Source organism: Mesorhizobium sp. M7A.F.Ca.CA.001.04.2.1, assembly GCF_003998485.1.
Taxonomy (GTDB): domain Bacteria; phylum Pseudomonadota; class Alphaproteobacteria; order Rhizobiales; family Rhizobiaceae; genus Mesorhizobium; species Mesorhizobium ciceri.
Genome location: NZ_RZQT01000003.1, coordinates 1 through 23,395, shown reverse-complemented (window position 1 = coordinate 23,395; position 23,395 = coordinate 1). Strand labels below are relative to the sequence as shown.

The 23,395-nt window shown below is 63.6% G+C and carries 25 protein-coding genes; 6 read left to right on the top strand and 19 right to left on the bottom strand.

The features are described from left to right. Nucleotide 1 precedes the first annotated feature (1 nt). The 10 genes from dhaM to EN955_RS01660 all read right to left on the bottom strand — a co-directional run bounded on the left by dhaM (nt 2) and on the right by EN955_RS01660 (nt 9,387). Nucleotides 2-391, bottom strand: a complete 390-nt coding sequence (gene dhaM / locus EN955_RS01705) for a dihydroxyacetone kinase phosphoryl donor subunit DhaM (RefSeq protein ID WP_013528085.1) — start codon at nt 389-391, stop codon at nt 2-4. After that, entirely contained in the window at nt 388-990 is a 603-nt protein-coding gene (gene dhaL / locus EN955_RS01700; RefSeq protein ID WP_024501816.1) for a dihydroxyacetone kinase subunit DhaL, read from the bottom strand. Before dhaL ends, dhaM begins: the two co-directional genes overlap by 4 nt. A 72-nt stretch (nt 991-1,062) precedes the next feature. Next, nucleotides 1,063-2,706, bottom strand: coding sequence for a dihydroxyacetone kinase subunit DhaK (locus EN955_RS01695; protein ID WP_024501815.1), 1,644 nt, complete (start codon nt 2,704-2,706; stop codon nt 1,063-1,065). Nucleotides 2,707-2,761: 55 nt separating this feature from the next. After that, nucleotides 2,762-3,775 carry an ABC transporter ATP-binding protein gene (locus EN955_RS01690; RefSeq protein ID WP_024501814.1) on the bottom strand — a complete coding sequence of 338 codons (1,014 nt, stop codon included), beginning with the start codon at nt 3,773-3,775 and terminating at the stop codon, nt 2,762-2,764. Continuing rightward, nucleotides 3,768-4,880, bottom strand: a complete 1,113-nt coding sequence (locus EN955_RS01685) for an ABC transporter ATP-binding protein (protein WP_024501813.1) — start codon at nt 4,878-4,880, stop codon at nt 3,768-3,770. The genes EN955_RS01690 and EN955_RS01685 overlap by 8 nt, the downstream gene beginning before the upstream one ends. Nucleotides 4,881-4,882: 2 nt before the next feature. Next, the gene (locus tag EN955_RS01680) at nt 4,883-5,089 is read right to left on the bottom strand and encodes a hypothetical protein (protein ID WP_013528080.1); all 207 of its coding nucleotides are present in this window, start codon (nt 5,087-5,089) and stop codon (nt 4,883-4,885) included. Next, nucleotides 5,086-6,036, bottom strand: a complete 951-nt coding sequence (locus tag EN955_RS01675; RefSeq protein ID WP_013528079.1) for a carbohydrate ABC transporter permease — start codon at nt 6,034-6,036, stop codon at nt 5,086-5,088. The genes EN955_RS01680 and EN955_RS01675 overlap by 4 nt, the downstream gene beginning before the upstream one ends. Continuing rightward, complete coding sequence (locus EN955_RS01670) at nt 6,033-6,980, bottom strand: sugar ABC transporter permease (protein WP_013528078.1); 948 nt, start codon at nt 6,978-6,980, stop codon at nt 6,033-6,035. The genes EN955_RS01675 and EN955_RS01670 overlap by 4 nt, the downstream gene beginning before the upstream one ends. A 109-nt stretch (nt 6,981-7,089) precedes the next feature. After that, nucleotides 7,090-8,421, bottom strand: a complete 1,332-nt coding sequence (locus EN955_RS01665) for an ABC transporter substrate-binding protein (RefSeq protein ID WP_024501812.1) — start codon at nt 8,419-8,421, stop codon at nt 7,090-7,092. Between the two features lie 276 nt (nt 8,422-8,697). Beyond that, nucleotides 8,698-9,387 carry a PIG-L deacetylase family protein gene (locus EN955_RS01660; RefSeq protein ID WP_024501811.1) on the bottom strand — a complete coding sequence of 230 codons (690 nt, stop codon included), beginning with the start codon at nt 9,385-9,387 and terminating at the stop codon, nt 8,698-8,700. Nucleotides 9,388-9,415: 28 nt separating this feature from the next. Between EN955_RS01660 and EN955_RS01655 the strand changes: the two genes are divergently transcribed. The 5 genes from EN955_RS01655 (at nt 9,416) to nhaA (ending at nt 16,094) form a co-directional block, all read left to right on the top strand. Next, complete coding sequence (locus EN955_RS01655; RefSeq protein ID WP_013528075.1) at nt 9,416-10,306, top strand: DMT family transporter; 891 nt, start codon at nt 9,416-9,418, stop codon at nt 10,304-10,306. A 47-nt stretch (nt 10,307-10,353) separates the two neighbouring features. Then, nucleotides 10,354-12,816 carry an ATP-dependent helicase HrpB gene (gene hrpB, locus EN955_RS01650; protein WP_024501810.1) on the top strand — a complete coding sequence of 821 codons (2,463 nt, stop codon included), beginning with the start codon at nt 10,354-10,356 and terminating at the stop codon, nt 12,814-12,816. 26 nt (nt 12,817-12,842) lie between these two features. After that, nucleotides 12,843-14,174: an ActS/PrrB/RegB family redox-sensitive histidine kinase gene (locus EN955_RS01645; RefSeq protein WP_013528073.1), complete on the top strand. Its 1,332-nt coding sequence runs from the start codon at nt 12,843-12,845 to the stop codon at nt 14,172-14,174. A gap of 85 nt (nt 14,175-14,259) precedes the next feature. After that, nucleotides 14,260-14,823, top strand: coding sequence for an ActR/PrrA/RegA family redox response regulator transcription factor (locus EN955_RS01640; RefSeq protein ID WP_013528072.1), 564 nt, complete (start codon nt 14,260-14,262; stop codon nt 14,821-14,823). 62 nt (nt 14,824-14,885) lie between these two features. Then, nucleotides 14,886-16,094 (top strand): Na+/H+ antiporter NhaA, encoded by a 1,209-nt coding sequence (gene nhaA / locus EN955_RS01635; protein WP_024501808.1) that lies wholly within the window; start codon nt 14,886-14,888, stop codon nt 16,092-16,094. A gap of 14 nt (nt 16,095-16,108) precedes the next feature. Here nhaA and EN955_RS01630 read toward each other — a convergent pair whose 3' ends face one another. From EN955_RS01630 to cueR, 4 genes are all read right to left on the bottom strand, one after another. Further along, nucleotides 16,109-16,609, bottom strand: a complete 501-nt coding sequence (locus EN955_RS01630; RefSeq protein WP_050580417.1) for an MmcB family DNA repair protein — start codon at nt 16,607-16,609, stop codon at nt 16,109-16,111. 91 nt (nt 16,610-16,700) lie between these two features. Further along, complete coding sequence (locus EN955_RS01625; RefSeq protein WP_127219059.1) at nt 16,701-16,961, bottom strand: hypothetical protein; 261 nt, start codon at nt 16,959-16,961, stop codon at nt 16,701-16,703. A gap of 938 nt (nt 16,962-17,899) precedes the next feature. Further along, the gene (locus EN955_RS01615) at nt 17,900-18,331 is read right to left on the bottom strand and encodes an OsmC family protein (RefSeq protein ID WP_024501804.1); all 432 of its coding nucleotides are present in this window, start codon (nt 18,329-18,331) and stop codon (nt 17,900-17,902) included. Nucleotides 18,332-18,389: 58 nt separating this feature from the next. Beyond that, nucleotides 18,390-18,812, bottom strand: a complete 423-nt coding sequence (gene cueR, locus EN955_RS01610) for a Cu(I)-responsive transcriptional regulator (protein WP_024501803.1) — start codon at nt 18,810-18,812, stop codon at nt 18,390-18,392. Nucleotides 18,813-19,038: 226 nt separating this feature from the next. Between cueR and EN955_RS01605 the strand changes: the two genes are divergently transcribed. Then, entirely contained in the window at nt 19,039-19,656 is a 618-nt protein-coding gene (locus EN955_RS01605) for a L,D-transpeptidase (RefSeq protein ID WP_013528066.1), read from the top strand. A 111-nt stretch (nt 19,657-19,767) separates the two neighbouring features. Here the strand turns inward: EN955_RS01605 and EN955_RS01600 are convergent, their stop codons facing one another. The 5 genes from EN955_RS01600 to EN955_RS01580 all read right to left on the bottom strand — a co-directional run. Beyond that, complete coding sequence (locus EN955_RS01600) at nt 19,768-20,094, bottom strand: NIPSNAP family protein (protein WP_013528065.1); 327 nt, start codon at nt 20,092-20,094, stop codon at nt 19,768-19,770. Between the two features lie 82 nt (nt 20,095-20,176). Beyond that, complete coding sequence (locus tag EN955_RS01595; RefSeq protein WP_013528064.1) at nt 20,177-20,746, bottom strand: NifU family protein; 570 nt, start codon at nt 20,744-20,746, stop codon at nt 20,177-20,179. Between the two features lie 191 nt (nt 20,747-20,937). After that, entirely contained in the window at nt 20,938-21,429 is a 492-nt protein-coding gene (locus tag EN955_RS01590) for a universal stress protein (protein ID WP_013528063.1), read from the bottom strand. A 92-nt stretch (nt 21,430-21,521) separates the two neighbouring features. Next, entirely contained in the window at nt 21,522-22,589 is a 1,068-nt protein-coding gene (trpS, locus tag EN955_RS01585; RefSeq protein ID WP_013528062.1) for a tryptophan--tRNA ligase, read from the bottom strand. A gap of 171 nt (nt 22,590-22,760) precedes the next feature. Beyond that, a partial coding sequence (locus EN955_RS01580; protein ID WP_206523746.1) for a lipid II flippase MurJ occupies nt 22,761-23,395 on the bottom strand: 635 nt, incomplete at its 5' end.

The window sequence follows — 23,395 nt, the reverse complement described above, 5'->3', positions numbered from 1 at the left end:
TTCACGACGGCGACAATTCATGTGCCGTCGCCACCACTTCCCGCAGCGAGGCGCCGCCGGAGGCCTCGGTCGCTGCCATCACCGCGCCTTCGACGATCGGCGCGTTGCAGACGATGATCTTGTGCGACCGTGGCTCGCCGATCATCTCCACCGCCATTTCCGAGTTGGTCTCGGCGCCGCCGAGATCGACCAGGATGGCGACACCGGCTTCCGACCAGGCCTTGTCGATGGCGCCCATGATCGCCTCGACATTGGTGCCGAGCCCGCCATGGCCGTTTCCGCCGCACCATGCAAGCGGCACTTCGTCGCCCACCATCTGCCGCACCATGTCGGCCGTGCCCTCGGCAACCAGCGGCGAATGCGAGACGATGACGATGCCGACATTGCTCATGCGCTTTCCCCGAGGCTGTGCGCCACTGTGCGCACCAGCAGCGCGGTTGAGCGCGCGCCGGCGTCCATATGACCGATCGATCGGTCGCCCAGGAACGAGGCGCGGCCACGCAAGGCTTTCATAGGCACGGTCGCGTCGGCCGCGGCGTCGGCGATATCGGCGATTTCAAGAGCTGTCTTTCCCTGCAGCAGCGCGTCATGCACCGGCTGCAGCACGTCGAGCATGGTTTTTTGTCCGATCTGCGATTTGCCGCGTGCTGCCACAGCTTCGATCGCCTTGCCGAACGCCGCCGTCAGATTGGCGCGATCGGGTTTCGCCGAAATCTCCTTGCCGAGTGCCAGGAACAGGGTGCCGAACAGCGGGCCGGAGGCGCCGCCGACCGTCATCACCAGCTTGGTGCCGATCGCCTTCAGGGCATCGGGCAGCGGTTTGGCCGAAAATGCTTCGACTTCGGCGCGCACGGCCTCGAAGCCGCGCTTCATGTTCAGCCCGTGGTCGCCGTCGCCGATCGCCTGGTCGAGCGCCGTCAATTCCTCGGCGTTCGCGGCGATCGTATCCGCGGCGGCCGCGATCAGCCGGGCAAGGTTCAACGCCGCCATGTCACCCGCATTCCCGGTTTCCATCTTGCCGGCAGTATCGAAAGAACGGTCATTCGACAACTGGAGCATACGTCAGGCCGCTTCATGCAATGCCGCGGCCGCCGCGAAGACTTCGGCCACCGCGTGAGCGCCGGGGTCGACCACACCTCGCAGCTTGCTGCCGACATAGGCCGACCGCCCGGCTTTTGCCTTGTCCATGGCGGCCGTGGCCTCGGCACCATGGCGGGCTGCTGTTGCCGCCTCCTCAAGGCCGTTCGCGTCGAGCGCTTTGAGCGCCGGCTCAAGCGCATCGACCATGGTTCTATCGCCAATTCTGGCGCCGCCGTAAAAGGTCATCCGTTCAAGGCCGGCAAGCAGCGCTCTGGGCAGGCTCGCGCCGCCGCCCAGAGCCTGCGCCGCCGCCGTGAAGAAGATCGACAGGAGCACGCCGCTGGAGCCGCCCATCGACGCGCTCAGAATGTCGCCTATCGCGCCAAGGGTGGCTGCAGGCTCGGCAAGCGGCAGCGTGTCGAGCCGCTCGAGAACACTGCGCGCGCCGGTCGCCACCGTCGAACCGGTGTCGCCGTCGCCTGTTTTGGCGTCCAGTCCGTTCAAAGTCGCTTCGAGCGCGATCAGCCTTTCGCAGGTGGTAACGAGAAGAGACCGGGTCCGCGCATTCTGGCTGGGCTTGCGTGCCACGCTCTGTCCGGCTGCTTTCGCCATAGGCACGACGGCAGGCGGCACAACGGGCTTTGCCGGTATCCAAGCATGCGCGCCGACCGGCGCCTGCAAGGCGGTTTCGCGCGCCGCATCCAGCCGGATCAGCGACAGCGAGAAGCCGTTCATGTTGAGCGCCGTCATCAGCGGACCGGGGCCGACCGTCAGCTTGATGGTTTTGGCCAACGGCGAGGCAAGCACCGCATTGGCGATAACGGACATTTCGAGCGGCGGCACCGAACCGAGATTGTTGATCAGCAAGGCGTAGGTGGCCTTGGGATCAAGCCGTGCCGCGAGGCGCTCCGCCATGATCGCAACCAGCCTGTCGGCGCTCTGCACCGCAATCCGCTCGACGCCCGGCTCGCCGTGAATGCCAAGGCCGAGTTCGCCATCGTTCTCGCCAAATCTGTCTTCGTGCGGCTGGCCCGGGATCGAGCAGGACGACAGCGACATGCCGAGCGAAACGATGTCCTTGGCCGCCGCCCGCGCCGCTGCCGCGATTTCAGCCAGATCGTGGCCGGCTTCCGACAGGTGGCCTGATATCTTGTGCACGAACAAGGTGCCGGCAACGCCGCGCGGCTGGGTGATGTCAGGCAAAGCGATATCGTCGGCGACAATGACCATCTCGACACGAAACCCTTCGGCGCGCGCCTTCTCTGCCGCCAGGCCGAAATTGAGACGGTCGCCGGTGTAGTTCTTGACGATCAGCAGGCAGCCGGCCGGGCCGGTGACCGCGCGAATGGCCGCCAGCACCGCTTCGACGCTTGGCGAGGCAAAGATCTCGCCCGAAACCGCCGCCGTCAGCATGCCCCTGCCGACGAAGCCGGCATGTGAAGGCTCGTGCCCGGCCCCGCCGCCGGAGACGACACTGACTTTCGTCTTGTGCCAGTCGGCGCGCAGGACGACCTTGATCTCGGGATAGCCGTCGAGGCGCGCGAGATCGATTGATCCGGTGGTCCTTAACAGGCCGTCGAGCGCCTCGGTGACGATCGTTTCCCTGCGGTTGAAAAAGTGCTTCATCGAATTCGTCCCGTACTCGAAAAATCAAAACCGGTGCTGAATCACCGAAAACCGCTCACATCAATCGCTGTCCATCGGCGCCGAAATACAGCGGCGCCCGGTAGCGGATCACCACTTTGTCGCCCTGCGCCAGATCCGTGTCGGGATCGGTCAGCGTCACCAGTTTCTTGGTGCCTACCGTCACATGCAAATGGTTCTGGTCACCGAGATGCTCGACCCAGTCGACAACGCCGTCAGCATGGCCATTCGCGGCCTTCGCGATCGTCAGATGCTCGGTGCGCGCGCCGATCGTCTTGGTGCCGGCCGGTGCGCCGCCGTCAGGCAGCAGCTCGGTCGGCAGAAGATTGATCGCCGGCTGGCCGAGCCTCGCCGCGACATGCAGGTTTGCCGGCTCTGAATAGATGGTGCGCGGCGAGCCGATCTGCACCAGCACGCCCTCGGTGAGGATGCCGATGCGGTCTGCCATCGTCATCGCCTCGATCTGGTCGTGGGTGACGTAGAGCATGGTGGCGCCGAGCTCGGTCTGGATGCGCTTCAGCTCGAGCCGCAGATCCGCCCGCAGCTTGGCGTCGAGCGATGACAGCGGCTCGTCCATCAGATAGATCGAAGGCTTGCGCACCAGCGCGCGGCCGATGGCGACGCGCTGCATTTCGCCGCCCGAAAGCTTGGTCGAGCGGTTGGCGAGCTTGTGATGGATGCGTACCATCTTCGCCACCTCCTCGACCCGGCGGCGGATCTGGTCTTCCGGCATTTTCCGCGCCGGCGAGCGCAGCGGAAAGGCGAGATTGTCGAACACCGACAGATGCGGATAGAGCGAATATTGCTGGAAGACGAAGGCGGTGTCGCGCTCGGCCGGCGACAGCGTCGTGGCATTGTGTCCACCGATCTCGATCGTGCCGCTGTCCGGCCGTTCCAACCCGGCGATGAGCCGCAGCGTCGTCGTCTTGCCGGCCCCGGTTGGCCCGAGCAGCACGACGAATTCACCATCTGCTATGTGCAGGTCGAGGCCGTCGACGGCGACATGGTCGCCGAAACTCTTGGTCACGTTCTTGATGTGCACCTCAGCCATGCTGGGCCCTCCGTTCCGAGGCGACATCGTGGATCGCGGTTCTCACCGCGCGGCCCGATCCCTTCTCGAACAGCGACAGCCGCGCGCTGCTCAGCGTCAGGCCGACATGGTCGCCGGTGGCGAGCCTGATTTCGGCCGGTACGCGTGCCTTGATGATGCCATCCGCCGTCTCCACCGCGACGATCTGCGTGGTGCCGAGATATTCGGTGCCGTAGATGGCGCCGCGCAATTTTGAGGCGTCGTCGAAGCGGATGTGTTCAGGGCGGATGCCGAGCGCCATGTCGCCAGGTGCGATGTCCTCGCGCACCTCCGGCACCGCGACCTTCGCGCCTTGCACGATGATCTCCCTGGCGCCCTTGGCGAGCCCGCCGCCAAATCCCAAAAAGTTCATCGGTGGCGAGCCGATGAAGTCGGCGACGAACATGGTCGCCGGGCGGTCATAGATTTCGCGCGGGCTTCCGAACTGCTCGATGACGCCATGGTTCATCACCGCGATCTTGTCGGCCATCGACATCGCTTCCATCTGGTCGTGCGTGACATAGACCGTCGTGGCATGGATGCGGTTGTGCAGTTCGCGCAGCTCGTGGACCATCAAATCGCGGAATTCGGTGTCAAGGGTTCCCAGCGGCTCATCCATCAGGAAGCATTTTGGCCGCCGCACGATGGCGCGGCCGAGCGCGACGCGCTGGCGGTCGCCGCCGGCAAGTCCGGAGACGGATTTGTTGAGCAGATGGTCGATGCGCAGCAGCTTCGCCGTTTCCTCGACCCGCGTGCGGATTTCGGCCGAAGGCATGCCTTGCGCCAGCAGCGGGAAGCCGATGTTCTTGCGCACATTCATGTGCGGGTAGAGCGCGAACAGCTGGAAGACGAAGGCGATGTCGCGCTCGCGGGCCCGCAGCATGGTAACGTTGTCGCCGCCGAGCAGGATCTGGCCGCCGGTCGGCAGCTCAAGCCCCGCGATCATGCGCAAGGTCGTCGTCTTGCCGCAGCCGGACGGGCCGAGCATGACGAAGAACTCGCCATCCTCGACGACGAAGTTGGAATCCTGCACGGCGACGAAATCGCCGAAAGCCTTTCTCAGGTGCTGGACACGGATTTCGGCCATGATTATTCCGGGAACTTGGAGACGATGATGAACATCACGGTGCCAGCGAGCATGGTGATGAAGGAGTAGGTGTAGAGCGACAGCGCGAAGGGCTGGAACAGCATCAGGAAGCCGATGGCGATCAGCGCTGTCGCGATGTTTTCCATCAGCCCGCGCCGTGCCCAGGCCGGCCAGCGCGATTTGCGGTTCCCAGGCTTGGTCAAGCTCATTTGCGCACCGCGCCGAAGGTGATGCCGCGCAGCAATTGCTTGCGAAGCAGGATGGTGAAAACCAGGATCGGCACCAGGAAGATCGTCGTGCCGGCCGCGACCGCCGGCCAGTCCTGGCCGCCTTCGCCGATGATGGTCGGGATGAAGGGCGGCGCGGTCTGCGCCGTGCCGGAGGTCAGGAGAGCTGCGAACGCATACTCGTTCCAGGCGAAGATCAGGCAGAAGATGGCGGTCGCGGCTATGCCGGTCGTCGCCTGCGGCAGCACGGTGCGCCAGAAGGCCTGCAGCCGCGTGTAGCCGTCGATCATTGCCGCTTCTTCATATTCGCGCGGGATCTCGTCGATGAAGCCCTTCAGCAGCCAGACAGCCAGCGACACATTGACCGCCGTGTAGAGCAGGATCATGCCGAGCGCGGTGTCCGACAGGCCAAGCTCGCGGTACATCAGATAGATCGGAATGGCGACGGCGATCGGCGGCATGAAGCGCGTCGACAGGATGAAGAACAGGAGGTCGTCGGCGAGCGGCACCTTGAAGCGTGAGAAGCCGTAGGCCGACAGCGTGCCTAAGAACACGGCGCAGAAGGTCGAACCGAAGGCGATGATCAGCGAATTGACGAAGCGCGGCAGGAAGTTGGACGGACCGGCGATCACCATGTTGCGCTTGCGCGTGGTCTCGTCGCAGAAGCCCGTCGCCGGACCCAGCGAGTTGATGTATTCCGGCGTCTGCCGGGTCCGCGTCGTGAACAAATTGCAGTAGCCCTCAAGACTGGGCTGGAACAGGATCTTGGGCGGATAGGCAATCGAATCCGGCGGCGTCTTGAAGCTGGTGGCGAAGATCCACAGCAGCGGCACGATCGAGATCAGTGCGTAAAGCACGATGATCGTGCCGGCGATCCGTTTCGAGTTGCTGCTCGGTGCGACGACCGAATGGGCTGTGGTCAGGCTCATCTCTGCTTCACCTTGTTGAGCGCCTTGACGTAGATGTTGGCCAGGCCGAACACCGCCACGAAAAGGATGATGGCGAAGGCCGAGGAATAACCGGTGCGCCAGCTTTCGAAAGCCTGCCGCTTCAGCGTTATCGAGGCGACCTCGGTCGTCGAGCCCGGCCCGCCGCCGGTCAACAGATTGACCATGTCGAACATCTTGAAGTTCTCGATGCCGCGAAACAGCACCGCCAGCATGATGAAGGGCAGCGCCATCGGCAGCGTGATCGACCAGAACTGCCGCCAGTTCGAGGCGCGGTCGACCTCGGCCGCCTCGTAGATGTATTCGGGGATGGAGCGGAGGCCCGCGAGGCAGATCAGCATCACGTAGGGCGTCCACATCCAGGTATCGACGATGATGATCGACCAGGGCGCCAGCGACACGTTGGAGAGCATCTGGATATCGGTCGGCGGAATCCTCGTGACGAAGGAGATCGCATAGGCGAACAGGCCGATCTGCGGCTCATAGAGGAAGCGCCAGAAATTGCCGACCACCGCCGGCGACAGCATCATCGGCACCAGGATCAGCGTCGTCCAGAAGGCGTGGCCTCGGAACTTCCTGTCGATCAGCCAGGCCAGCGTGAAGCCGATCAGCGTCTGCAAAAGGATTGTCCAGAACACGAAATGCGCGGTCGTCTGCATGGCGATCCAGATATCCTTGTCGCCGAGGATGCGCTGGTAGTTGGCAAGGCCGAGATTTTTCACCACCTCGTTCGGGCGGTTGGCCCGGTAGTTGGTGAACGACAGATAGATCGCCCAGAACAGCGGGAAGATGTTGATGGCCAGCAGCAACAGGATCGTCGGCGAGATGAACAGCCAGGCGAGGCCCTTGTCGCTGATGCCCCGGACCTTGCGGGCCAACGGTTCCGGGGTCGCCCGGGCAACGTTCTCCGCGGTCCGATTGAGCATGGTGAGTCCTGCTTCGGTCACTTGGTCGTCTCTGTCATGGAATTTATCTGAACTGCATCCCGTGCCAAGGGGCGGCACGGGATGCTTGGCTTAGCTCGGGAGGAGCTGGTTACATCTTGCCATCGTCCTGGAAGACCTGGGTCCAGTCCTTGACCAGGCCGTCGAGCGCATCCTTGGCCGAACCCTGGCCGGCGACGACATAGTCGTGGAAGCGCTTCTGCGAGGCCTGCAGCAGCGGGGCGTAGCTCGGCTCGGCCCAGAAGTCCTTCACGATGGCCATCGAGTCGAGGAAGGTCTGCGCGTAGGGCTGGCTGGCCGGGAATTTCGGATCCTTGACCACCGCGTTGAGGCAGGAATAGCCGCCGAGCGACCACCATTTGGCCTGCACGTCCTTGTTGGCGAACCACTTGATGTATTTCAGCGCCGCCTCCTGCTTGTCGGAATAGGACACCACGGAGATACCCTGGCCGCCGAGCTGGGCGAACTGCTCGCCGTCGGGACCCTTCGGGTTGACGAAGTAACCGATCTTGTCGCCGCCGACATTCTCGTCCTTCTGCAGGCCCGGCCATGTGAAGGCGAAGTTCATGTGCATCGCCACCTGGCCGGATTTGAAGGCATCGACGCCTTCGCCCATGTAGCTGTTCGAGGCACCGGGCGGCGTGCAGCAATCATAGAGCGCCTTGTAGAATTCCAGCCCCTTCACCGACTTGTCGGAGTTGACGAAGCCTTCCATCTCGTAGGGCTTCTTGGGGTTTTCGTATTGGAAGCCATAGCTGTAGAGCACGTCCATGGCGCCCATGGTGATGCCTTCGGAGCCGCGCTCGGTGTAGATCGAGGCGCCATAGACGGTCTTGCCGTCGATCTCGCGCTTCTGGAAGAACTCGGCGACCTGCTTCAACTGGTCGAAAGTGGTTGGCGGGCCGAGGTCCCAACCGTACTTCTCCTTGAATTCCTTCTGCAGCTCCGGCTTGGAGAACCAGTCCTTGCGGTAGGTCCAGCCGACGACGTCGCCCATGGCCGGCAGCGCCCAGTAGTTCGGCGTGTTCTTCGGCCATTCCGAATAGCCGACGACGGTTGCCGGCACGAAATCGTCCATGCTGATCTTCTCCTTGTCGAAGAAGTCGTTCAGCTTGACGTAATGGCCGTTCTCGGCAGCGCCGCCGATCCACTGGCTGTCGCCGATGATCAGGTCGCACAATTTGCCGTGCGAGTTGAGCTCGTTGAGGAAACGGTCGGCATAGTTGCTCCACGGCACGAACTCGAATTTCATGCCGATACCGGTTTCCTTGGTAAAATCCTTGGACAGTTCGACAAGCGCGTTGGCCGGGTCCCAGGCGGCCCAGCACAGGGTCAGGTCTTCAGCGTGCGCGACGTTCGCGACGGCTGTCGACGCTGTGATTGCCGAGGTCAGTCCCAACGCCAGTTTCAAGCTCGATTTCATGACTTCCTCCCATTTGCGAAACGCGCCCGGATGACGGTTTCAAAAAGCCCTCAACCCCTCTCCTCAGGGGCCCAAACATGGCTGCGCGGTTACACTGCAGATGTTTAGTAATTTGTTTAGTGATGCAATTTTTACTAAACAAGGCAAGCGAATTCGTTGCTGCGCCGCAGCATGCTTATGGCGATGGCTGAAAACGTTGGGAAAAGCGCGGGTCGCTGGCCGGCTTACCGAAGCTGTTCAGGCCGATTCTGACCGGGACGTGGGGCAACCTCGGCTTCAATCGACCCTTCTGGTGCTCACCATCACCTTGCGGATCGCCGGCGCCGGCGGCAGCAGCGCGCGGATATCGGCGAACGGGAACGACGGTTCGAAACGGAAGGCTTCGGCCGATGAGCCTTGCGCGCCGTTGCACTGGCCGGCGCGAAAGGCGTTCTGTGTCCGCGCAATGTCGACGAAGCGGTCGGGATCCTGCGATTGATGCATGCGGATCGCCTCGGCCTTGACGTCGGCATGGGCGGAAATGTCGACATAGTGCGTCGGCGAAAAACCGGTGCCGCCCATCGTGTCGGCATGCAGCACTGGGACGGCGAAAGACGCCGCGATACGAACGCCGTCCGACAGCGCGCGATGGTCTGCATGATAATCGTTGGGCGCATGCGTGATCACCAGATCCGGGCCGATTTGACCGATCAGTGCTTTCAGAGCTCCAATCAGCGCTGCATCGGCCACCAGCTCGCCGTCCGGGAAGTCGAGGAAGCGTGGCACTGCGCCTACCAGCGCGGCCGCGGCCGTTGCTTCGTCGCGACGGACACGAGCGAGAACAGCGGGATCGCTCGAGCCGCCCCTGGCACCATCCGTGGCCATGGCAAAAGTGAGTTCTGCGCCTTGCGCGGCATAGGCGGCCATCGTACCGAACATGAAGATCTCGATGTCGTCCGGATGCGCACCGAGCGCCAGGATTTTCAAACGACTCTCTCCCCGGAATTGGAACAACGTGACGAACGGAATCCTGCTCGCCCTGATCGCCTACGCAAGCTATTCGGGTAGCGATGCCGTTGTCAAAAGCCTGGGCGGTCAGCTCACGATCTTCGAGATCGGCTTTTTCATAACCTTGTTCGCGGGCTTCTTCCTGTTCTTCACGCGGCCCGCGGGCGAACGCTGGCGCGATTTCTGGCGCACCAGAAGGCCATGGGCGGTGCAGGCGCGTGCCTGGGCGGGCATCGCTTCCGGCGTGCTCAGTGTCTACGCCTTCACCACCATTCCGCTGGCCGAGTCCTATGCGTTGATATTCCTGGCGCCGCTCTGCGTCACCATTCTCTCCACGGTGATCCTCAAGGAGAAGGTCGGCCCCTGGCGCTGGCTGGCGGTGGTCGCCGGTTTCGCCGGTGTCATGCTGGTGGTGCGGCCGGGCTTTCGCGAGCTCAATCTCGGCCACCTTGCCGCCTTCGGTGTTGCTTTCCTCGCCGCCACCAGCGTCATCCTGATGCGCTCGCTGGCGCAGCAGGAAAAGCGCACCACCATGCTCGGCGTGCTGGTCGGCTACGGCCTGCTGTTCAACGGCATCGGTGCCGCCGCCACCTCGTTCACCGTTCCCGACGGCAAGCAGTTGCTGTGGTTGGTGGCGGCCGGTGCCTTCACAGCAGGTGGACAATTCCTTCAACTGCTGGCCATGAAATACGCGCCTGCCAACCGGGTCGCGCCGACGCATTATTCGCAGATCGCCTGGGCGGTGATCCTCGGCGCGTTGTTTTTCCAGGAATATCCGGACGGGCTGTCGCTGGTTGGCCTGGCGGTCGTTGGCGGCGCCGGCCTGTTGACCATGGTGCGTGAGGAAGCGCGGCTGGGGACCGTGCGCTGGAACCCGTTTTCGCGTACCCGGCTTTGAACCGACTCTGGTTGCGCCCTGGCCGTAACCGCTGATATGCGGGCGCCATGACCACAAAACCCCTGCCGGAGCTTCCTGTGTCCGTCGTGCTGCCGGCGCTGAGGGAAGCGCTTGGCGATGGCAACAGCGCCGTGCTGGTGGCGCCGCCCGGCGCTGGCAAGACCACGCTGGTGCCGCTGGCGCTGCTTGACGCGCCTTGGCTCGGCGCCGGCAAGATCATCCTGCTTGAACCGCGCCGCCTCGCCGCTCGCGCCGCCGCTCGCCGGATGGCTGAGTTGCTTGGTGAGGAACCCGGCGCCACCGTCGGCTACGCCATGCGCATGGAAAACCGCATTTCGGCAAAGACCAGGATCGTGGTCGTCACCGAAGGCGTGCTGGCGCGCATGATCCTCGACGATCCCGAACTGCCCGGTGTTTCGGCTGTCATTTTCGACGAATTCCACGAGCGTTCGCTCGACGGCGATTTCGGTCTCGCTCTGGCGCTCGACGTGCAGGGGGCGCTCAGGCCGGATCTGCGCTTGACTGTGATGTCGGCGACGCTCGACGGCGCGCGCGTCGCCAAACTCATGTCGGGCGCGCCGGTCGTCGAAAGCGAGGGTCGCGCCTTTCCCGTCGATATCCGTTATGACGAACGGCCGGCCGGCATCGCCATCGAGGACGCGATGGCCAAGGCGATCCGCGCCGCCCTTGCCGACGAGAGCGGCAGCGTCCTTGCCTTCCTGCCCGGCCAGCGCGAGATCGAGCGCACCGCCGAACGGCTGGCCGGCAAGGTCGGCACCGATACCGACATCGTCCCGCTCTACGGCATGCTGGACGGCAAGGCGCAGGACGCGGCGATCAAGCCGGCAACATCGGGCCGCCGCAAGGTGGTGCTGGCCACCTCGATAGCCGAAACCTCGATCACCATCGACAGCGTGCGCGTCGTCATCGATTCCGGCCTGTCGCGGCTGCCGCGCTATGAGCCGGCCAGTGGCTTGACCCGACTGGAGACCGTGCGTGTCAGCAAGGCTTCCGCCGACCAGCGCGCCGGCCGTGCCGGGCGCACGCAGCCAGGCGTCGCCATCCGGCTGTGGCGGGCCGAGCAAACGGCTGCACTTCCTGCTTTCACGCCGCCGGAAATCCTTGAGGCCGATCTGTCCGGACTGCTGCTCGATTGTGCTGCCTTCGGCGTTGCCGATCCGTCAGCGCTCGCTTTTCTCGATCCGCCGCCTGTTCCGGCCCTCAATGAGGCAAGGGGGCTACTGCGCGCGCTGGATGCCATCGACCACACGGGGCGCCTGACGGAGGCGGGTGCAGCGATGCGCAAGCTCGCTCTGCCGGTGCGGTTGGCGCATATGGTTGCCGAGGCATCCCGGAGCGGTCATGCCTTCGAGGCGGCGATGCTTGCCGTGCTGCTTACCGAACGCGGCCTCGGCGGCGACGGCGCCGATCTGGAGCGGCGGCTGATGCGCTTTCGCGGGGAAAGATCTCCGCGCGCTATCGTCGCCAAGCAGCTCGCCGAAAGGCTGGCAAGGCAGGCTGGCGGGGCGAAGGGCAGCGAAGCTGCGGCCGCCGGTCTCCTGCTCGTGCACGCCTGGCCGGATCGGGTGGCGAAGGCGCGCGGCGAGCGCGGCCGTTTCGTGCTGGCCAACGGCTCCGGCGCCATGCTCGACGCCGCCGACCCGCTGGCGGGCGAGCCGTTTCTGGTCGTCGCCGACCTGCAGGGCAAGGCACAGAATGCGCGCATCACGGCGGCAGCGGCGATCGGCGAGGACGATGTCCGTGTCGCGTTGGCGGACAGGATCGAGGCGCGCCGTGAAACGAGCTTCGATCGGGACAAGCGCGCCGTGCGTGTGCGTGAAACCGTGCGCCTTGGCGCCATCACGCTCGCCGAGCGCATGCTGCCGCCGCCAACGGGGGCCGACGCCGACCGCGCCGTCCTCGATGCCGTGCGCCAGCACGGGCTGTCGCTGCTGACCTGGAGCAAGGAGGCGCAAACGCTGCGCCAGCGGCTTGGCTGGCTGCATCGCGGCCTGGGCGCGCCATGGCCCGATATGGCGGATGACGCCCTCGTCGAGCGCCTCGACGACTGGCTGCTGCCTTACCTCGCCGGCGCGGCATCGTTTGCCGCCATCGATGCAGGTGTTGTCTCGGCCGGACTGGCCAGCCTCGTGCCGCATGATCTGCAGCGCAGGATCGATATGCTGGCGCCAACCCATTTCGACGCTCCGTCCGGCAGCCATGTGCCTATCCGCTATGACAGCGAATGGCCGGTGCTGGCGGTTCGCGTGCAGGAACTGTTCGGGCTCGACCGGCATCCCGCCATCGCCAATGGCACTGTGCCGCTGACGCTCGAACTCCTGTCGCCGGCGCACCGGCCGATCCAGACGACGCGCGACCTGCCCGGCTTCTGGCGCGGCTCCTGGGCCGACGTGCGCGCCGACATGCGCGGCCGCTATCCCAAGCATGTCTGGCCGGAAAACCCGCTGCTCGCCGCCGCCACCGCCAGGGCCAAGCCGCGCGGGACCTAGCCTTTGGAGCTTCGCGGCTGTAATTCATGGCCATGATCAACGTTTTGCGTTCGCCCGATTTCCAGCAGAGCCAGAGACTGCGCCTCAACACGCTAATCCGGTTGCGATGGCTTGCCATTGTCGGTCAGAGCCTGGCGGTGCTCGTCGTCGCCTATGGGCTGAAGTTTCCGCTGCCGGTCAGCCTCTGCTTTGCCCTGATCGCCTGTTCGGCCTGGATGAATCTGTTTCTCGCCTTTCGCTTTCCGGCGGCGCACCGGCTCACGCCGCTTGCGGCCTTCGGCATCCTCATCTTCGACAGCCTGCAGCTTGCCGGCCTGCTCTACATGACCGGCGGCCTCACCAATCCGTTCTCGCTGCTGATGACCGTGCCTGTCGTCATTTCGGCGACATCGCTGCCCCTGCGCCTGACCGCCATCCTCGGCGGGCTGGTCATGTCGGCGGCGACCTTTCTGGTCTTTGTCCATCTGCCGCTGCCCTGGCATGAGGATGCGCCGCTGGCGATGCCTTTTCTCTATGTCGCCGGCATGTGGATGGCGGTGCTGTCCTCGATCGCCTTCACCGCCATATATGCTTTCCGGGTGGCAGCCGAAGCCCGGCTTCTGGCCAATGCGCTCGCCGCAACAGAGCTGGTGCTGCAGCGCGAGCAACACCTTTCGGCGCTCGACGGGCTGGCCGCCGCGGCCGCGCACGAGCTCGGCACGCCGCTCGCCACCATCGCGCTTGTCGCCAAGGAGATGGAAAAGGCGCTCGGCAAGGATCCGAAATATGGGGAAGACGTGACGCTGTTGCGTTCGCAGAGCGAGCGTTGCCGCGAGATTCTCAAGCGGCTGACCAGCCTGTCCTCGGAGGGTGAGGCGCATCTTTCGCGGCTGCCATTGACATCGCTGGTCGAGGAGGTCACCGCGCCGCACCGGGACTTCGGCATCTCGATCAAGCTTCGGCCCGGCGAACGCATCGGCCCCGAGCCGGTCGGGCAGCGCAATCCGGGCGTCATCTACGGCCTCGGCAACCTGGTCGAGAACGCGGTCGATTTCGCCCGCAAAAGCGTCACCGTGCGCTGGAGCTGGGACGAGGCCACCGTCACCTTCTCGATCGTCGATGACGGCCCCGGTTTTCCGGCCGAGATCATCGACCGCATCGGCGAGCCCTATATGTCGACGCGTCAGGGCAATGAAACCGGCGGTGGTCTGGGCCTCGGCCTGTTCATCGCCAAGACCCTGCTCGAACGCTCTGGTGCCGTGCTCGATTTCCGCAATTCGAGTGGCCTGGGCGAGGGCGCCATGGTCCAGATATCGTGGCCGCGTGGTGTGTTCCTCAATCCGGAAATCACTTCGGCCAGCATGTTCGACACTGCCTGAGAGCCTTGAAGGACCTCTAAAAATTGGACAAGGAGGCTCAGGAACTATATTTGCGTAAAATTAAGGCAGCAGGAATTTTGAGACTATGACAGGCGACGAGAATATTGGCGCAATGGTTGAAGGCGAGGACACCTCGCTGCTTGTCGTCGATGACGACAAGCCGTTCCTTACGCGTCTGGCCCGCGCTATGGAAGCCAGGGGCTTCGTGGTCGAGACGGCCGAGAGCGTCGAGGAGGCGGTTGCCAAGGCGCGCGCCAATCCACCCGCCTACGCCGTGGTCGACATGCGGCTCGGCGACGGCAACGGCCTCGACGTGGTCGCGGCCATCCGCGAAAAGCGCGAGGATTCCCGCACCATCATCCTGACCGGCTATGGCAACATCGCCACCGCGGTGACCGCGGTGAAGCTCGGTGCGGTCGATTATCTCTCCAAGCCCGCCGACGCCGATGATATCTTCGCCGCACTCACCCGCACCGCCGGCGAGCGCGCGGCGCCGCCGGAAAACCCGATGTCGGCCGACCGCGTCCGATGGGAGCATATCCAGCGCGTCTATGAGATGTGCGAGCGCAACGTCTCCGAGACAGCGCGCCGGCTCAACATGCACCGTCGCACCTTGCAGCGCATACTGGCAAAGCGCGCGCCGCGTTAAGGCCACCGTTTGCCATCTTGCCGATTGAAACCCGCCGAAACAGGCGGCATGACGGAGGCGACATGCAGAATCTGAAGCAGCGGCCGATTTCCGTCTTCCGCGAATTTCTCGATAGCGAAGCGGCCGGCGGCATCATCCTGATGGCGGCGGCGGCACTTGCGTTGATCGTCGCCAACTCGCCGCTCGCCGAAACCTATTTCTCCGTGCTCCACGCCTATCTCGGCCCGCTCAGCGTCTCGCACTGGGTCAATGACGGGCTGATGGCGGTGTTCTTCCTGCTCGTCGGGCTGGAGATCAAGCGCGAGATGCTGGACGGCCAGCTCTCCACCTGGCCTCGGCGCGTGCTGCCCGGCATCGCCGCCGCCGGCGGCATGCTGGTTCCGGCACTCGTCTATGTCGCCGTCAACCGCAACAATGCGGCCGCCCTGTCCGGCTGGGCGATCCCGACCGCCACCGACATAGCTTTTGCGCTCGGCGTGCTGTCGCTGCTCGGCAGCCGCGTGCCGGCTTCGCTGAAGGTGTTCCTCACAGCATTGGCCATCATCGACGACCTCGGTGCCGTCATCATCATCGCCATCTTCTACACCAGCGGCTTGTCGCTGGCTTATCTGGGTGCCGCCTTCGCAATCATTGCCGCGCTTGTCGTGCTCAACCGCATGCGGGTGATGACGCTTGTGCCCTATCTCGTTCTGGGCGTCGTCCTGTGGGTTCTGGTGCTGAAATCTGGCGTCCATGCAACGCTTGCCGGCGTGGCGCTGGCGCTGACCATCCCGCTTGAGCGCTCCGCCGGGATCGGTCACGATCTGGACCATTCGCCGCTGCACCGGCTCGAGCACGGCCTGCACAAGATTGTGGCTTTCGTCGTCATCCCGATCTTCGGCTTTGCCAATGCCGGCGTTTCGCTCGCCGGCCTGACCTTTGGCGCGCTGATCGAGCCGTTGACGCTGGGTGTCGCCGCCGGCCTGGTTGTCGGCAAGCTGGTCGGCGTGTTCGGCTCCTCGGCACTTGCCATCAGGCTCGGTCTTGCCGACCTGCCCGCCAATGCCGGCTGGACGCACATGATCGGCATATCGCTGCTGTGCGGCATCGGCTTCACCATGAGCCTGTTCATCGGCCTGCTCGCCTTCGCCGGCGACGTGGCGCTGCAGGACGCGGTCAAGGTCGGCATCCTCGCCGGCTCCTTCATCGCCGCCATCCTGGGCGCTGCCGTGCTGCTCATGGCGTCCGCTAGGGGTGGCGTGGAGGACGGCGAAGAGGAGAGCCGGTCATAGAGTGAAGGACGCCGCTACTCGCTCTCACCCTCCAGCGCCGGCACCGACACGCCGGCAAGCTCCGCCGCCAGCAGCCGCGAAGCGCCGGCCCGCGCGATCCGCAGCATCAGCGCCTTGCGCGTTGCCGCTGCCATGCGGTGCTCGGGCGCATCGCGCAGGATCTCGGCGCCATAGCCGTCGGAAAGGATGAAGCCGCATTCCTGCGGGAAGATCTCCGAGGGGACGCCGGGATGGGTGGCGAAGAAGAAGCGGTCGGAATGCAGCCGGTAGTCGGGCCATTTGCGGTCGACCCTGAAATCCTCGATCGAGGATTTGATCTCGATGATCCAGATATCGCCCTGCCGGGTCAAAGCGACGAGGTCGGCACGGCGGCCGGTGGCCAGCGACAGTTCGGGCAAGACATGCGCGCCCATATCCATGAGCAGCCGCTGCACACCGCGTCGCACCAGCATGGCGCGTTCGGACTGGCGACCGTCGATGAGAGGGTTGATGGGGATGGGCGAGATGATCGGCATGCCAGGCACCATGCCAGATTCTGTTCACGGTTTGAACCTGTTTTATGCAGGCGATTGTATATTCGATATACCCGGATATACCCAAAAGAAGTCAGGCATTGATCCTTGAAAGATTGAGCTTGTGGTGCACACCATCGTTCTCATGGGGACGGGCGGCACAAAATTGAACAGCACTGATGGTGAACAACTGTGGGCCTTTGACCTTGATGCTCTGCGCAAGGCTTTCAGAAAGTCCGTTCAGGAGCATAAAGTCACCACGGCTGATTGGGCGGAGCACGCCAAGCAGTTCCTGGAAAAACAAAGAGATCGTCAGCGCAAATCGACTTGATATGCTGCGCCGGTCAATTTCCATTTGGTAACTTTAAGATAGCAGCGAAAAAATCTTTGCGCGTCACCAACCAAAGTCAGATGCAACCGCTTTAGTTCCGCGAATGCCGAATGGCATAAGCAGGGAGACGTCACTTCGACACTTTCGTGAAGTGCGCACCCCATCTGCGGGTGATGCATGGCTTTATGTAAATTAGCTAAAGCGAATATAAGAGAAAAGTGATATTTTGGAAGCAGCCGGGGCTCCCCCAATACACCCCGCTCCGGTCAGGCCCGGTGGCGGTCCACCCAAAGGAAGGCTACCGGGCCGATCCCTGCAACCAACCGGTGCCCCGCTCGTTGATCCCATGCCGGGTTGATCCCCCGGCACTCCAGGACCTGCCCGCTGCCGAGGGGCGGCGGGCCTTTTTTGCCGATTGGATTCCCCGCAGCGATAGCGAAGGCCCCGGCGGGCGCCGGGACCTTCGCGTTGCTGGTCTCGTCAGAAGTGGATCCAGAAGGATCTGCGGAAACATCTGCGGCGCCAATAGCCATTGCGCCAATAGCGACGGCAGACCCGCCTCCACCCGCGTCGGCGACGGCGGCGGTGCCATCTGCGGTGCCGCACCAACTCGACGCCATCCTGGACACTGGGACCATCCGGGTCGAGAATATCGTCGGACGGTTTGTCGAGCTCGTCGAGAATGCCGGGCCCCGTATTCGGGATGCCGGCCAAGGCGGTGGCAGGACGCGCGATTGCGACGACGGTCGCAGCCCCTGCCAGCCCAAGCATTCCAGTCAGAAACAATCGCCGATCCATGCCAACCTCCATCGTTGATCATTGCGACAAGGGAAGACATAGAGCGGCTGATTGACGCGCCCAGATGCCGAAGAAAATTGGGTCAATCGCTCTGCCGTGCCGGCGGCGGGCCTTTTTTGGCGATCTCTGACAATCCACGCGGCCAATGCGCCTGTTCCCGGGGATCATTCCTCCGACAAGCCGGCCGTCGTTGCGGCCGTTTCAATGCTCACCGGCACGCCCTGGCGCAGGGAGTTGCTGACCGTGGAAATCGCCGCGGCCCTTGTGATGATCTCCGCCGGGTCGGAGCCGTCCAGCGTCGTGCATGAAACCGCCATGGTTGACGAGGTCGCGAGCAAAGGCTTGCCTTCGAGGTTCAGCGTCACGGTCACGGCGATCTTGTCGAGCGTTACGCCCATTTCCTCGGCGACGTAGCGAAGATCGTTGCAGAAGCAGCCGCCGATCGCCAGGGCAAGCAACTGGCCGCCATTGAAGCCCAGGCCCATGCCGCCGGCCTTGCCTTCGGGCCGGTCGACGATGATCGTGTGGCCGCCGGCCCAGCCCATGGCGGCTCGCGTGTCCTCCACATTGCGCAGTTCGACGGTCATCGAGACCATTGCGGATGTCCTCCCGGCAGGAGTCGACCAGGCTTCGGGCGTCGTCGACATACGGTCATTATGCAGGCGCAGAGGCGCCCTTGTCGCTGGGCAATGCCGCGCCCGCCATGTCATCAAGGATCGGACAATCCGGCCTTTCGTCGCCGTGACAGGCATGAATCAGTTTCTGCAGCGTCGAGCGCATCGACTGCAACTCGCGCACTTTCTCCTCGATCGCCGTGACATGGGCGGCGGCGATTTCGCGCACGTTTTGGCTGGCGCGGCTGCGATCCTGGTAAAGCGCCATCAGCTGGCGGCAATCGTCGATGGAAAAGCCGAGATTGCGCGCGCGGCGCAGGAAGGCCAGCCGATGGATGTCGTCTCCGGAATAATCGCGGTAGCCATTGGCGGCGCGTGCCGGGGCGATCAGGCCGATCTCTTCATAGTAACGGATGGTCTTGGCCGGCAGGCCGGAGCGGTGGGCGGCGTCACCGACATTCATGACGGTTCTCCTCGATTTCCAGGAACCCATGGAGCAGGCCCCTTGAATTTGCTTCACAATCCTGTGAGTCCTGTTGCCAAAATGCCATAGTGATACGCTTACCGGTACGTCAAGGCAGGCATATAGGCATCGCGCGCTTGGCAAGCAAAGCAAATGCCAGCATGAATGATGATGAGAGAGCGGCCGACTCGTGCCGCCGAGTTTGGGCGGGGCACCGGATCACCTGATGCGCATGAAGTCGTTTGCAATCATCGCCGCACTGGCGCTCTCCACTGCTATCGCCGGTTGCAGCACCATCGGCTCGCAGATATTCTCCAACGACTACGGCGCGGTCACCGACGCCGGTTATCAGCTGCCGCGCATCCCGATCGAGAAAGTGCCGATGAAGTACCATCGGCAGGAAGTGAACTACGATAGCCCGGAAAAGCCGGGCACGATCATCGTCGATACGCAGAACAAGTTCCTTTATTTCATCGAGGGCGACGGAAGGGCCATTCGCTACGGCATCGGCGTCGGCCGCGAGGGCTTCGAGTGGCATGGCACCGCCCACATTGCGCTCAAGCGCGAATGGCCGACCTGGACGCCGCCGAGGCAGATGATCCAGCGCCAGCCGGAATTGGAAAAGTTTGCCGGCGGCATGGAGCCGGGCCTGAAGAACCCGCTCGGCGCGCGCGCCATGTACCTGTTCAACAAGGGCGGTGATTCAGGCTATCGCCTGCATGGCAGCCCGGAATGGAATTCGATCGGCAAGGCGATGTCGTCTGGCTGCATCCGGCTGATGAATCAGGATATCATCGACCTCTATGACCGCGCCTCGGTCGGCGCCAAGGTCATCGTTCTCTAGAGGCAGTTTTCGTACGCGGACCGTCTAGGCAACAACGGACGTCCCAAGCAGAAAACCGGGCAATTCGGCCCGGTTTTTTGTTGTTTGCGCGATGCGACGCCTGCTCGGCGGTCAGGACACCGCCGAGAACGCGGTGGGAACCAAAATTTGGTTGATGATTGTCTCGGTGATCTGGCCATCACGCTCGGAATCTTCCCGCGCCTGCGTCCAGGCAGGGTCCTTCACGAACGCCGTCCAACGCTCTTCGCGTTCGGCCAGCGATTCCCATGCCAGCATGTAGGTCAGTTCGTTGTTCGAAGCTCCGATCAGCGTGGTAAAGAAACCCGCTTGGCGGATACCGTGCTTTTCCCATAATTTGAGCGTGATCTTGTCGAAGCGATCAAGAAGCGCCGGCAAGCGTCCCGGCAAAGCCCGGTAAACCCGAAGTTCGTAGATCATTTTGGAATTCCTTCTGACCGATGCGCCGGAAGCGAAGAAATCGGACCAGACGGTCAGCAGGGTAGAATTGTCAAAACGGGCGTCAGGAGACCTGCTCGACCTGCTGCACTTCCGGCACGAAATGGCGCAGAAGGTTCTGGATGCCGTGCTTCAGCGTCGCCGTCGATGACGGGCAGCCGGCGCAGGCACCCTTCATGTGCAGGAACACCGTGCCATTCTCGAAGCCGCGGAAGGTGATGTCGCCGCCATCCTGGGCGACCGCCGGGCGCACCCGCGTGTCGAGCAGCTCCTTGATGGTGATGACCAGCTCCTCGTCGGCCTTGTCGTAGAACTCACCGGTCTGGCTGGTCTCGGCGGCCGGGCCGGCCTTGGCCATGACGGGCGCGCCGGACATGAAATGCTCCATGATGGCGCCGAGGATCGCCGGCTTCAAATGCTGCCAGTCGGGGCCATCCTTGGTCACGGTGATGAAGTCATAGCCGAAGAAAACGCCGGTGACGCCAGGAATTTCGAACAGCCGGCCGGCCAGCGGCGAGGCGACGGCGGCGCTGTCGGCATCGCGGAAATCGGCGGTGCCTTCCACAAGCACTTCCTTGCCGGGCAGGAATTTCAGCGTCGCCGGGTTTGGCGTCGATTCGGTCTGGATGAACATGGCCGTCTCCGTGCCCGTTTGGGCATCTAGTTTGGAACAATTCTAAATAGGCTCAATTGGCTGGACATTCAAGCGAAACGCATCGCCGGAATGGCTGGCTGGCGGAATGTTTTTTGCGCGCCCCTGGGACGCGCCCGACGGTGTGTTGAGATTTTCAGGTCAGGCCGGCATCACCTGAAAATCAGCACACCTCAGGCCAGGCTGTCTATTTCCTCGTCCGAAAGGTTCTGCGGCACGACAGTCACCGGGATCGGGAAGGCGGCACCCTTGCCGGCCACGGCGCCGACCAGCGGTCCCGGGCCTTCCTTGCCCGCACCGGCGGCCAGCACCAGGATGGCGATGTCCTGGTCTTCCTCGATCAATTTGTGAATCTCTTCCGTCGGCTTGCCTTCGCGGACCACCATCTCGGGCTCGATGCCGAGCTTCTGGCGCACCTTGTTGGCATAGCTGTCGAGTGCGGCGCGCGCCGTGGCGTTGGCTTCCTCGCGCATGATCTTCTCGACACCCAGCCAATGCTGGAAGTCGTCCGGCACGATGACATAGAGCAGCACCAGCGTGCCGCTGGTGCTCTGCGCCCGTTTCGAGGCATAGGCGACGGCACGCTCGCATTCCGGCGTGTCGTCGATGATCGTCAGGAATTTCCTGCGATGGCCGGCTTCGCGGCTGAGGCGTTTGGAGACCATGTCTATCTACTCGGTGTCTTGCGGCGCAATCTGCCACTGCGGCGGACCGGCGGCAAGCCGCCGGCCTTGTGCCAGTGCACCCGATGTCGCGATCAGCCCTGCAGCAGGCCGATAATGTCGCGCACCGTCTTCATCGTCGCTTCGGCCAGCACGCCGGCGCGCTCGCCGCCGTCCTTAAGCACCGCGTCGACATAGGCGCGGTCATCCGAAATGCGGCGCATCTCGCTGGCGATCGGCGCCAGTTTTTCCACAGCAAGATCGGCCAAGGCCGGCTTGAACACGGAAAACTGCTGGCCGGCGAATTGCTTGAGCACATCCGCCTTCGACATCTCGGCGAGACCCGCATAGATGCCGACCAGGTTTTCTGCCTCGGGCCGGCCGGCCAGGCCATCCAGCTCGCTCGGCAACGCTTCCGGATCGGTCTTGGCCTTGCGGATCTTCTTCGAGATGTCATCGGCGTCGTCGGTCAGGTTGATGCGCGACAGATCAGACGGGTCCGATTTGGACATCTTCTTGGAGCCGTCGCGCAGCGACATGATGCGCGCCGCCGGCCCGCCGATGACCGGCTCGGTCAGCGGGAAATAGCCGTTCACGGTCTCTTCGCCGACCTGCATCTCGACGCCGACGCCGAGCGCTGCGATACGGTCGGAGAAGTCGTTGTTGAATTTCTGCGCGATGTCGCGGGTGAGCTCCAGATGCTGTTTCTGGTCCTCACCGACAGGGACGTGGGTGGCACGGTAGAGCAGGATGTCGGCAGCCATCAGCGAGGGATAGGCGAGCAGGCCGAGCGAGGCATTCTCGCGGTCCTTGCCGGCCTTGTCCTTGAACTGCGTCATGCGGTTCATCCAGCCGATGCGCGCCACGCAATTGAAGATCCAGGCAAGCTCCGCGTGCTGCATGACCCGCGACTGGTTGAAGACGATGTGCTTCTTCGGATCGATGCCCGAGGCCAGGAACGCAGCGGTGATAGACCGCGTCTGGTCGGCCAGGTCTTCATAGACGAGTTGGGCTGTCAGCGAATGCAGGTCGACGACGCAATAGATGCAATCGGAGGTGTCCTGCAGGGCAACGAATTTCTTGATGGCGCCGAGATAATTGCCGAGGTGCAGATTGCCGGTCGGCTGGACACCGGAAAAGACGAGTGGCTTGAAGGCGGTCATGATTGTCCTCATGGCTTGTGGAGGGCCGTATAAGCGTGATTCCGAAAAGTTGCAGACTTTTCGGAGCCAATCACGCGGCTGGAAACCGCGCGCGGCGAAAGTCTTGCGACGGGCGCGCTTATGGACGAAGACGGCGCTGCGATCAAGACGGCGCTGCGAGCGTGTCGTGCGCTACTCGTCAAGTTCGGTCTTTGCGATCGGTGGCGCCGACTTGCCAGATCCCCGCTTGACGTTGCGACGGATCATGCCGAAATCGGCGCCCCCGGTGGCAAACGCCGTGATGAAGTACAGCAGCGCCCCACCCGCGACCAGCGACAGCAGCGTCGTCGCCTTGACCACCAGCGGCGAGCCGGGCCCGAGCCTGACGGCGAACCAATGCTCGGCAAAATAGAGCGCTGCCCCCATCACGATAGCCGACAGCACCAGACGTGGAATGCGCTTCATCAGCGGCACGTCGCGGCCCCAGTGGCCGCGCCGGATCAGGACGCCGAGCAGCATCACCGCGTTGACCCAGCCGGCGACGGCCGAGGCCACCGCGATGCCGGGCGCGCCCATCCGTGGAAACAGCGTCAGCGCCGTGGTGACGTTCACCGCCACCGAGATGGCGGCAAAGATCATCGGAGTACGCGTGTCCTCTCGGGCGAAATAGCCCGGCGTGAATGCCTTGATCAGCACGAAGGCCGGGAGGCCGAGGCCGAAGATCGCCAGGATCGCCGCCACCGTCGGCGTCGAGCCGTTGGCGGCGAACGCGCCGCGCTCATAGACCAGCCGTACGATCGGCTCCGACATCACCCAGAGTGCGGCGG